General features: G+C 69.0%; 10 protein-coding genes and 1 pseudogene. 5 read left to right on the top strand and 6 right to left on the bottom strand.

The window, feature by feature from the left end; translation table 11 throughout:
- Positions 1–232: 232 nt before the first annotated feature.
- The gene (locus tag ACLEQD_RS29360; protein ID WP_410388551.1) at positions 233–445 is read left to right on the top strand and encodes a hypothetical protein; all 213 of its coding nucleotides are present in this window, start codon (positions 233–235) and stop codon (positions 443–445) included.
- A 48-nt stretch (positions 446–493) separates the two neighbouring features.
- Entirely contained in the window at positions 494–688 is a 195-nt protein-coding gene (locus tag ACLEQD_RS29355) for a hypothetical protein (protein WP_410388549.1), read from the top strand.
- A gap of 37 nt (positions 689–725) precedes the next feature.
- Here the strand turns inward: ACLEQD_RS29355 and ACLEQD_RS29350 are convergent, their stop codons facing one another.
- Positions 726–1,103 carry a cytochrome-c peroxidase gene (locus ACLEQD_RS29350; protein ID WP_410388547.1) on the bottom strand — a complete coding sequence of 126 codons (378 nt, stop codon included), beginning with the start codon at positions 1,101–1,103 and terminating at the stop codon, positions 726–728.
- Between the two features lie 360 nt (positions 1,104–1,463).
- Here ACLEQD_RS29350 and ACLEQD_RS29345 point away from each other — a divergent pair, with 360 nt between their 5' ends.
- The 3 genes from ACLEQD_RS29345 (at position 1,464) to ACLEQD_RS29335 (ending at position 3,770) form a co-directional block, all read left to right on the top strand.
- Positions 1,464–1,655, top strand: a complete 192-nt coding sequence (locus tag ACLEQD_RS29345) for a hypothetical protein (RefSeq protein WP_410388545.1) — start codon at positions 1,464–1,466, stop codon at positions 1,653–1,655.
- Positions 1,656–1,714: 59 nt separating this feature from the next.
- The gene (locus ACLEQD_RS29340; RefSeq protein ID WP_410388543.1) at positions 1,715–2,014 is read left to right on the top strand and encodes a beta/gamma crystallin-related protein; all 300 of its coding nucleotides are present in this window, start codon (positions 1,715–1,717) and stop codon (positions 2,012–2,014) included.
- Between the two features lie 127 nt (positions 2,015–2,141).
- Positions 2,142–3,770, top strand: coding sequence for a DUF4041 domain-containing protein (locus ACLEQD_RS29335; protein WP_410388541.1), 1,629 nt, complete (start codon positions 2,142–2,144; stop codon positions 3,768–3,770).
- Between the two features lie 392 nt (positions 3,771–4,162).
- On the opposite strand, the gene ACLEQD_RS29330 is transcribed toward ACLEQD_RS29335, so the two are convergent.
- The 5 genes and pseudogenes from ACLEQD_RS29330 to ACLEQD_RS29310 form a co-directional block, all read right to left on the bottom strand.
- Entirely contained in the window at positions 4,163–4,852 is a 690-nt protein-coding gene (locus ACLEQD_RS29330) for an NAD-binding protein (protein WP_410388553.1), read from the bottom strand.
- The gene (locus ACLEQD_RS29325) at positions 4,735–6,048 is read right to left on the bottom strand and encodes a cation:proton antiporter (protein ID WP_410388540.1); all 1,314 of its coding nucleotides are present in this window, start codon (positions 6,046–6,048) and stop codon (positions 4,735–4,737) included. The genes ACLEQD_RS29330 and ACLEQD_RS29325 overlap by 118 nt, the downstream gene beginning before the upstream one ends.
- 113 nt (positions 6,049–6,161) lie before the next feature.
- Positions 6,162–8,162 (bottom strand): ATP-binding protein, encoded by a 2,001-nt coding sequence (locus ACLEQD_RS29320; protein WP_410388538.1) that lies wholly within the window; start codon positions 8,160–8,162, stop codon positions 6,162–6,164.
- Positions 8,163–8,170: 8 nt separating this feature from the next.
- Positions 8,171–8,965: an alpha/beta fold hydrolase gene (locus ACLEQD_RS29315; RefSeq protein WP_410388537.1), complete on the bottom strand. Its 795-nt coding sequence runs from the start codon at positions 8,963–8,965 to the stop codon at positions 8,171–8,173.
- A gap of 174 nt (positions 8,966–9,139) precedes the next feature.
- A pseudogene (locus ACLEQD_RS29310) lies at positions 9,140–9,735 on the bottom strand (hypothetical protein); the annotation flags it as partial.

The following is a 9,735-nucleotide window of genomic DNA, read 5'->3' as shown; positions in this document are numbered from 1 at the left end:
GTCCGACTGTCGGACAGGTTCATGCGCCCGGCTGGAGCGGGCGCCCCCATGCACGGCCCCCAAGTGTCCGACTGTCGGACAGGTTCGTGCGGCTCGGCTGGACCGGAGGCTCCCTGTCATGGCCATCCAAACTGGTCCGACTGTCGGACCGGTTCGTACGGTGTGCCTTTGGCGGGGGGAGGGTCCCCTTTGCCTTGAATCCCCTCAGGCCCCGGCCCGAAGCTCCCGCGCCATGGACGCCTTCGACCTCGTGATCATCTCCGTCATCGTCGCGCTCGGACTGGGGCGCTTCCTCGTGATGCGCGACCAGCGCCGCGCGCCCCCGGCGGAGGACGCCTCCCCTCGCAAGCCGACGCCCCAGCGCATCGCCGGGCGCGTCCTGCTGGGGTACGCCTACGCGATGGCGCTGTTCCTGGTGGTCCGCTTCCTCATCAGCCGGATGTGACAGGGACCGGCTTGCGCCCCCGTCCGAGCGCGCTTGATGCCTTCCCCCATGAACCCATGGCTCGTGTCGGGTGTGGTGTCCTTCGCGCTGGGGGCGTACCTGCGCCGCCGGGATGAACGCGGCCCCACGGGGGGCGTCATCGACCGGCGGCGACTGACGCCGCTCCAGGTCTTCTACAGCCTGCTGCTCGCGTATCCGTTCTGCGCGGCCTACGCGGCCCTGGACCTGTACCTGGGCCCCTGAGCGCCGGAGCGCCGGAGCCCCAGGTCCAGCCCGGACGTCAGTGCTTGCCGTACTCCACCTTCACGCCCTTGCGCTGCGCATAGAGGTACGCCTCCATCGCGCGCATCTTCGGATCGCCGTCCGCCAGCGGCTTGCCGTCGGTGAAGCCGAATTCCGGCTCATGGCACGTCATGCACGCCACGGTGTGGTCCACTGACAGGCGCTTGTCTCGGAAGAGCTTCTTCCCCAGCGCCACCCGCTCCGGCGTGGGCTCCAGGCCCCTGGGCACCGACCCCCGCCACAGCGTCGCGGAGACACCCGGCGGAAGCGGCGGAGGTGCGGAGGGGGCCTGCCGCGAAGGCGGAGACGCAGCCAGTCCCACGCCGGAGTTGAGCACCACGGCGAGCACCGTGACGACGCCCGGAGGCAGCCGCATGACACCCCTCCCACCCGTTCTCTGGAGCCGCCGCGGGACATCCGCGCGGTCCGGGCCCGGAAGGCGCATTTCACGCAATTCACGCCAACCGTTCAACCGTCTCTCGTTCGCGGGGGAGGGGAAAGTGTCTGGGATTGGAACCTCCAGCGCGCGACAAGAAATCGCCAAAGCGGGTTGTTCCCTTTGAACGCAGACGCGTCCCAGGCATACGCAGCCCTCCGCTCGCGCCTGCATGGTTCAGGTGCCGGCCCGCGACAAGTCCGCCAAACGACAGGCTTGTCCTCCCCGGGTCACGCCATGGCATAGCGAATGCACTTTAAGTGAAAGGCAGTCAAACCCCCTGTCACCAAGGACAAGACCATGGCCGAGCCACAAATCACCCTGTACCGCGACACCAACTTCGGCGGGCGCAGCGTCGTGCTGACGACGTGCGGCTCCTCGAACCTGGGCAATGATTACGGCTTCAATGACCAGACGTCCTCCATCCGGGTCCAGAGCGGCATCTGCTCGTCTACAACGACTCCGGCTACGGCGGCTCCGTCTACGTCCTGACCCCAGGCGAGTACCCCAGCCCCGGCACGTGGGGCGGTTCGGGCGACGCCATCTCCTCCGTGCGTCCGCTGCCGGGCGTGCAGGGGACCAACATGGCCATCCTCTTCCAGGACTCGAACTACGGCTCGCGCATGGTCGCCGTCACGAACTCCATCGCGTCGCTGAGCGACATCGACTTCAACGACCAGGCGTCCTCCGCCATCGTCCTGGGCGGCACGTGGCTGCTGTACAAGGACTCGAACTTCAAGGGCACCACGTGGAGCGTCTCCGCGACCGGCGGCCCCGGCCACAACGGCTACTACCCGAGCGCCAGCGGCTTCTTCGACAACGACGCCATCTCCTCCATCAAGCCCGGGTAGACCGCGCCGCGGGCCATTACGGAGCCGGGTTCGGAGCAATCCAAGGCAATCCCCCAGCCGGGGGAGATGAAACCTCCGCCAGGAGTGGAAGGCTCGCACCGCGCTTCCGCCCCTGGACGGTCTCCCCATGCTTCCTCTCAGCCTGCTCCTCCTCGCAGTGATGTCGTTGACGTTGGGCGTGGTCCTCGCGAAGCGGCGCACCGCCGAGCGGGCCCTTCGCGAAGCAACGACCCGTCGCGACCAGCTTGAGCGGGAAGTGTCCACGCTTCGGCAGCAGCTCCGCGCACTCGAGAAGTACCAGGGCATCGTGGACGCGGAGGCGGAGGGAAAGGCCGTGCGCGACCGAGCCGCTGTCGAGGCGGAAGCCCTTCGACGAAGCGTATTGGCGGAGGCGGAGACCCTTCGCCACAAGGCGGCGGCGGCAGCGGACGACCTCCGGAGCAACGCCGCCACGGAGGCCGCGGAGCTGCGCAAGCGCGGCGAGGCGACCGTCGCGGGAGCCACCGTCGAAGCCAGCCGCATTATCGAAGCCGCGAACAAGCGCGCGCAGGAGGTGGCGGGTGAAGCCCTCGCGGCGGTACGCAACGCGAGGCAACTGGAGCAGACCGCCACGGCGATGCGCAACATCATCGAGGGCTACGGGGACCGCTATGTCATTCCCACACAGGGCCTGCTCGACGAGCTCGCCGAGCACTTTGGCTTCACCGAGGCCGGAGCAAGGCTGAAGTCCGCTCGCGAGCAGATGCGAGAGATGATCCGCCGCGGCAAGGCGGCGACGTGTGACTACGTCGAGACGAATCGCCGCACGACCGCCATCGAGTTCGTGCTCGATGCCTTCAACGGGAAGGTGGACTCCATCCTGGCCGATGTGCGTCACGACAACTTCGGGACGCTGGAGCAGAAGGTGAAAGACGCCTTCAGCGTCGTGAACAACAACGGCCAGGCGTTCCGCGACGCACGCATCACGCCGGAGTACCTCGCGACACGTCTGGCGGAGCTCAAGTGGGCGGTGGTCGCGAACGAGCTGAAACTCAAGGAGCGCGAGGAGCAGCGGCTCATCAAGGAGCGCATCCGGGAGGAAGAGAAGGCCCAGCGCGAGTTCGAACGGGCCCACCGCGAAGCGGAGAAGGAGGAAGAAGTCCTGCGCAAGGCGATGGACAAGGCCCGGCGTGAGTTCGAGAGGGCAGGAGACGAGCAGAAGGCGAAGTACGAGGAGCAGCTCACCCAGCTCGCCCTGAAGCTCCAGGAAGCGGAAGAGAAGAACAAGCGAGCCATCTCCATGGCGCAGCAGACCAGGACGGGCCACGTCTACGTCATCTCCAACGTGGGCTCCTTCGGCGAGGACGTCTTCAAGGTTGGCCTCACCCGCCGCCTGGAGCCGCTCGACCGCATCCGGGAACTGGGGGATGCCAGCGTGCCCTTCGAGTTCGACGTGCACGCCCTCATCCATAGCGAGGATGCGCCCTCCCTGGAGCGCGAGCTGCACAAGCGCTTCGTGCGGGAGCAGGTGAACAAGGTCAACCCGCGCAAGGAGTTCTTCCGGGTGGCGCTCCAGAACATCCGCCAGGTGGTGGATGGAATGGGGCTCCAGGCGCAGTGGACGATGACCGCCGAGGCCCGGGAGTTCCGCGAGACGCAGGCGGTCGAGCGTGCCATGAAGAGCCAGTCCTTCGAGGAAGGTGCATGGATCCAGCAGCAACTCAAGGAGCAGGAGGCTGCTCGGGTCGAAGAGGCTCGCAAGGAGGCCGTGGCCTGAGCTCCAGGCCGGTGAGGACGAGCCGTTATTGCATCGAGGTCCTGGCCATCTCCGTGTTGGCGGCTTGCGCTCCTCGTGCTGCCGTCGCTCCGCCCGCCGGAGGGAGCCCGGAGGCCGCCGCAAGGCAGGGGCCGAGTTCGGGCGCGCGCTCGACGGAGGTTGGCCGGATTGGACCGTCACCGCGGACCTCCCTCCTTGGCCTTGTGATGTGGAGCGCGGGGCCTGGAAGCGTCGCTCCCTGGAGGTCCATGTCCGTGCTGGAGACTGCAGCATCTTCATGGCGCCGCCTGATGAACGGGGACACTGCGCTATCGCCGAGGCCGGAGACGTGACGCGTCAACCAGAACGCTGACGCGCCTGCGGGCGGTGTCTCAGCAGAACGTGCCCCCGGCTCAGCTTGTCTTCGTGTCTGGGATTGGAACGCCGGACGTCACAGGCCGCCAGCCGTGGGAAGAAAGCCACGCGTGGGCTTCCTCTCTCCGCCCGTGCGCGACGAGGAAGTCCACGCGGTCGCCGGCCACGGGGACGGCGGTCTCGTCGAAGAGGACGGTGCCCGAGTCGCGCTCCAGCACGAGCGGGACGAGCGCCTCCTCCAGGTTGCCGGTGGCGGGAGGGACGATGGCCTCCACCTGCGGGGCCTCCAGGCGCCAGGACTCGCGGGTGACGGCGCCCTGCTCACAGCGGGCCACCCAGACGCCCAGGTCGCGCTCCGCGCCGAAGAGGACGTGGCCGCCCGTGGCGCTCACGGTGTCGGTAGACACGCCGACGTGCCCCCGGTGCAGGGCGGAGTAGCTGCGGGCGGTGCGCTGGAGGGCACGCACCCGCTCGGCGAAGAGGAGGTTGACGCCCTCGTTGTGGGTGAGGCCCACGAAGCCCTGGCGCCCTTCGGGCTCGGCACGCAAGAGCGTGCGCTCGTCCAGCCCGTTGCCGAAGAGGACGCGGAAGCCCTCCTGCTGCGCGCGCTTCAAGGTCGCGTCGCTGGAGTCCACGAGCAGCACGGCCTCCCCGCGCGCCTGGAGCGCTTGCGCCACCTGCCGCGCGAGCGCGTTGGCGCCCAGGAGGACGTAGCCCTTCGGCACCACGCGGCGCACGCCCAGCAGCCTCGCCACGACTCCGCCGGACAGCCCTGCACCACCACGGTGACGCCAATGACCAGGAACACCAGCGCGCGCAGGGCCTGGCCCTCCTCCACGCCCTGGGCGCCCAGGCGCGTGGCGAACAGCGACGCCACGGCGGCGGCGACGATGCCGCGCGGGCCCAGCCACGCGATGAAGGCCTTCTCGTTGCGGGACAGGCCGGAGCCGGTGGTGGACACGGCGACGGCCACGGGCCGCACCACCAGCATCAGCACGAGCACCGTGACGAGCCCGCGCCAGCCCAGCGCCGTCACCTGGGACAGCCGCATGTCCGCGGCCAGCAGGATGAAGAGCATGCCCAGGAGCATCAGCGTCAGCTGCTCCTTGAAGGCCAGCACCTCGCGGCGGGCGGGCACCTTGCCGTTGCCCACCACGAGGCCCGCGGCGATGGCGGCCAGCACGCCGCTCTCCGGCGCGAGCGCGTTGCTCACCTGGAAGGCGCCCAGCACCAGGGCCAGGGCGAAGACGTTGGTCATGTCCTCCGGCACCCAGGAGGACTTGCGCAGGCCCAGGGTGATGAGGAGGCCCGTCACGCCGCCCACCGCGAGCCCCACGCCCCAGCGCGAGCCCAGCGCGCTCACCAGCAGCCACGGCCCCTCCTCCGCGTGCAGCGCCATGTCCAGCGCGACCACGGCGATGATGGCGCCCACGGCGTCCACGAAGATGCCCTCGGCCTCCAGCACGGTGGCGACGCGGTGGGTGACGCGCACGCGGCGCAAGAGCGGCGTGATGACCGTGGGGCCGGTGACCATCACCAGGGTGCCGAACAGGGCGGACACCATCCAGTCCCAGCCCATGAGGGCGCGCGCGGCCAGGGTGCCGCCCACGGCGGTGACGCCAGCGCCCAGCGTGACGAGCCGCTGGATGGAGCGGGCCTCGCGGCGCAGCTTGCGCACGTCCAGGCTCATGGCGCCCTCGAAGAGGATGACGGACACGGCGAAGCCCACCACGGTCTGGAGCGCGGGGCCCAGGGACGCGGGCCGGACCCAGCCCAGCGCCTCCGGCCCGAGCAGCACGCCCGCGGACAGCAGCACGACGATGCCGGGCACGCTCAGGTGCCGGGCCAGCAACTGCGCGAGGATGCCGGCGACGAGTGACAGGCCCAGCGTCAGCGATGGATTGTCGAAGGAAGGAGAGGCCATGGATGAGGCCGCGCACCGTAGCCGCTGTTCCATGGCGCGCGACGCCGGCGGCCAGGCGAGGGTTGGCCGGGAGACGGAGCCACGCCAGCCGCCAGCGCTCCTGCTCCGTCAGCTCAGGCGTCGGCCTCGCTCGCGATGGCGACGAGCGCGCCGACGAGGTTCTCCACCTCCCAGTCGATGGCGAACGCCGCGGCCTGCATCCGCGAGGAGTCCGGGGCGTTGCCGGCGAGCAGCGCCCGGGCACGGCGGAGGGCCGCCGCGAGCCCGTTCGCTTCGAGCAGGTGCAGGGTCCCCGTGATGGCCCCGCACGCGCGCTCGTACTCGTCGGAGGCGCCCTTCTTGAGCGCCGCCGTGAGCGCCAGCCGGGCCTGCTCCAGCGACTGGACGGAGGAGCGGGCCAGCGCCGCGCTCGCCCGCGCATCTCCCGCGCCCCACTGCCGGAGCTTGGTGAAGCTGAAGTCAGGCGCCAGGACCAGGGAGTCCGCGGCGGCCCCGGAGGCACGGGGGGCCGCTTCCGGCGGATGCGCGGGCGCCTCCGGCACCTCGCGGGAAGTGCACCGCGCCATCTTCCTGAACAGGACGCCCTCGTCGAAGGGCTTGCCGATGAAGTCCGTGAACCCCGAGGCCAGGATCTTGCTCTCCTGCCAGGCCCGCGTGGAGGCCGAGATGGCGATGATGGGAAGCTGGCGGAGCCGTTCGTCCGGGAGCTGCCGGATGACCTTCAGCGCGTCATAGCCATCCAGCACCGGCATGTGCAGGTCCATGAGGACGAGGTCGTAGGCGCCCTGTTGGAGTCGCTCCACCGCCTGGTGCCCGTTCCTGACGGCGTCGAACGAGACGCCCCAGTGCTCGAACCAACGGGCGAGCACGTAGGTGTTGACCTCGTTGTCCTCGACCACGAGCACCTTCAGGCCCCGCAGGGCCTGCGCGGACGACGCGCCGCTGGGAGCCGTGCCGACGGTCCCCCCCGCCACGGCCTTCAAGCGCAGGTTGAAGGAGAAGCGTGTTCCCTTTCCAACCTCGCTCTCCACGGCCAGCTTGCTGCCATGCAGCTCCACCAGCTTCCGGCTGATGGAGAGGCCCAGCCCCGTCCCGCCGTACTTCATCCCGATGTCATAGTTCGCCTGGGTGTACTCCTCGAAGATGGCGGACAGGCGGTCCGGTGAAATCCCGATGCCCGTATCGCTCACCTGGAAGGCCAGGTCACACGCATCGCCGTCCCGGGACCGGAGGGCCACGCTGACCGTGACCCCACCCTTCTCCGTGAACTTGAGGGCGTTGCTCACGAGGTTCGTGAGGATCTGCCCGAGCTTGACGGGATCCCCCAGGAGACAGGCCGGGAGCCGCTCGTCGATCTCCATCTGGAGCCGCAGCCGCTTCTCCTCGGCCCGGGCGGCCTGGCCGTTCAGGATGTCGCCGAGCAGCTCGCGCGGGGAGAACTCGCGTTGCTCCAGCGAGAGCTTGCCTGCCTCGATCTTGCTCCAGTCCAGGATGTCGTTGACCAGCGCGAGCAGGTTGCTGGACGCGGAGCCGAGGATGCGCAGGTACTTCGACTGCTTGTCGGAGAGCGGCGTCATCCCCAGGAGCCGCGTGGCGGCGGTGATGGCGTTGAGGGGATTGCGGATCTCATGGCTGAGGGTCGCGAGCAGCGCCGACTTGGCCTGGGCCAGCTGTTCGGCCTTCCGGCGGGCCATCAGCAGCTCGCGCTCATAGCGCTTGCGCTCCGTCATGTTGAAGAGCGTCGTCCGGACGGAGCGGGGTCTTCCGAGCGCGTCTCGCTGCTGCACGGAGTTGATCAGCGCAGGCAGCGGACGGCCGTCGGCACGGACGAGGTCCAGCGAGAGCTCATGGACGAAGCCCTGCATCTGGAGCAGGGGGGCGTAGTGGGTTTCGTGGAAGATGCGGCCCGAGACCGTGAGCAGCTCCGAGAACCGCCTGCCGCCGAGCAAGGCCTCCCTGGAATAGCCAGTCCAGGTCAGGAAGGTCTGGTTGACCTTGATGATGCGTCCCTCCGGGCTCGTGGAGAGGTAGCCACACGGAGCGTTCTCATAGAGGTCTTCCGCCGAGTCCTCGGAAGGATCCTTCCCCGGCTCCGTGTCGGCGTTGCCTGCCATCGTCCCTTTCAGTAGCCGAGGAAGGGCTTCATCGCAGCGACTGTTTCCTCCGGAGCGCTCAGGTTCGGGCAGTGTCCGGTCGCCTTGAGATAGACCAGCTGGCCAGCAGGCAGCTGCCGGTACACGTACTCCCCCACCGCTTCTCCCGCGATGACGTCGTTCGAGCACTGGAGCACGAGGGAAGGCGTCTTGACCTTCGGAAGCTCGGCCCTGTGGTCGGAGAGGAAGGTCACCTTCGCGAAGTGCTTCGCGATGTCGGGATCCGTGCGGCAGAAGCTGTTGGTGAGCTCCGAGCCAAGCTCGGGCCGGTCCGGGTTGCCCATGATGACCGGCGCCATCGTGTTGGACCAGCCCAGGTAGTTGTCGTCGAGCGACTCCACCAGCTGCAGGATGTCCTCGCGCGAGAAGCCGCCAACGTACTCGCCGTCGTTGATGTAGCAGGGCGAGGGGCCCACGAGCACCAGCTTGTCGAAGCGCTCCGGCTCCTTGATGGCCGCGAGCACGCCCACCATCGCGCTCACCGAGTGGCCGACGAACACCACGCGCTCGAGCCCCAGCTCGCGGCAGAGCTCCAGGACGTCCTCGGCGTATCCCTCCAGCGTTCCGTACCGGTTGCGGTCATAGGCCGCGATCTCCGAGCCGCCAGCTCCCACGTGGTCGAAGAGCACGGTGCGGAAGTCCCGCTCGAACGCGGGCGCGACGAACCGCCACATGTTCTGGTCGCAGCCGAAGCCATGCGAGAACACCATGGGCTGCGTGCCCCGCCCCTTCACCTTGACGTTGTTCCTGGCGAGGACGCTCATGGGTTGCTCCGATGCGAAAGGAAAGTTTCAGGCCAGCCCTAGGTTCATGGCGACTGACAGTCAACCTCAGGGAGAGGTGACGGAGTCCCCACGCCTTGGATCCATTCTTTCCTGGGAGAAGAGTCCAGCCTTGACGGCATCCATCGCCGGGAATTGGAGCGCCTCGAGGCGCCCTCAAGGTTCCGGGACGCGCAGGTCGCGGGAGCGCAGCAGCATGGCGGACGCCGTGGCCGGGGCGAGCACCGACGCGATGATGATGCTCCAGTCCCACGGGCCCCGCGCGCGGGCGGCGTTGAAGCTGACCGCCTGGAGCAACGTGAGGCAGGCATCCGCGGTGGTGAGCCGACCCAGCAGCGTGGCCAGCCCGTCGCGCCAGCGGCGCAGCAGCAGCAGCAGGCCCACGATGAGCGCCACGTCGAACACCACCCAGCCGTGCTGCACCCACGGCGAGGGGAACCAGTGCGCGCTCATGGGCAGCGCGAGCAGCGCCGTCCACGGCACCAGCAGCGCGGTCAGCGTGCGCACGAAGAAGCGCGGCCGGCGCAGCAGCGTCACGAGCCCGAACTTCACCAGGCTGCCCCGCGCGAAGGCCCGGAGCGCGTCGTACATCGCCCACGTCACCGGTTCGTCCTTCGGGTGGGACAGGTAGAGGGGCGCCCAGGAGTCAGGGCGGAACTTGGCCTTGAAGGAGCGCAGGCCCTCGAAGTCGAACAGCGGGCGCCCCGCGCTGCGCGCGAACCGCAGCCACGGCCGCACCGGGCGGCCAGCGG

Origin of the sequence: Corallococcus sp. 4LFB (assembly GCF_046520365.1) — a bacterium.
In the GTDB taxonomy this organism is placed as follows: Bacteria; Myxococcota; Myxococcia; order Myxococcales; family Myxococcaceae; genus Corallococcus; species Corallococcus caeni.
Note: the sequence above shows the minus strand (reverse complement) of the source record. Positions and strands in the feature narration are given on the sequence as shown.

Excerpts from the sequence above, each read along its gene's own strand:
- ACLEQD_RS29325 (WP_410388540.1), bottom strand. The coding sequence starts at position 6,048 with ATGGCCTCTCCTTCCTTCGACAATCCATCGCTGACGCTGGGCCTGTCA.
- ACLEQD_RS29355 (WP_410388549.1), top strand. The coding sequence starts at position 494 with ATGAACCCATGGCTCGTGTCGGGTGTGGTGTCCTTCGCGCTGGGGGCG.
- ACLEQD_RS29335 (WP_410388541.1), top strand. The coding sequence starts at position 2,142 with ATGCTTCCTCTCAGCCTGCTCCTCCTCGCAGTGATGTCGTTGACGTTG.
- ACLEQD_RS29315 (WP_410388537.1), bottom strand. The coding sequence starts at position 8,965 with ATGAGCGTCCTCGCCAGGAACAACGTCAAGGTGAAGGGGCGGGGCACG.
- ACLEQD_RS29350 (WP_410388547.1), bottom strand. The coding sequence starts at position 1,103 with ATGCGGCTGCCTCCGGGCGTCGTCACGGTGCTCGCCGTGGTGCTCAAC.
- ACLEQD_RS29320 (WP_410388538.1), bottom strand. The coding sequence starts at position 8,162 with ATGGCAGGCAACGCCGACACGGAGCCGGGGAAGGATCCTTCCGAGGAC.
- ACLEQD_RS29360 (WP_410388551.1), top strand. The coding sequence starts at position 233 with ATGGACGCCTTCGACCTCGTGATCATCTCCGTCATCGTCGCGCTCGGA.
- ACLEQD_RS29345 (WP_410388545.1), top strand. The coding sequence starts at position 1,464 with ATGGCCGAGCCACAAATCACCCTGTACCGCGACACCAACTTCGGCGGG.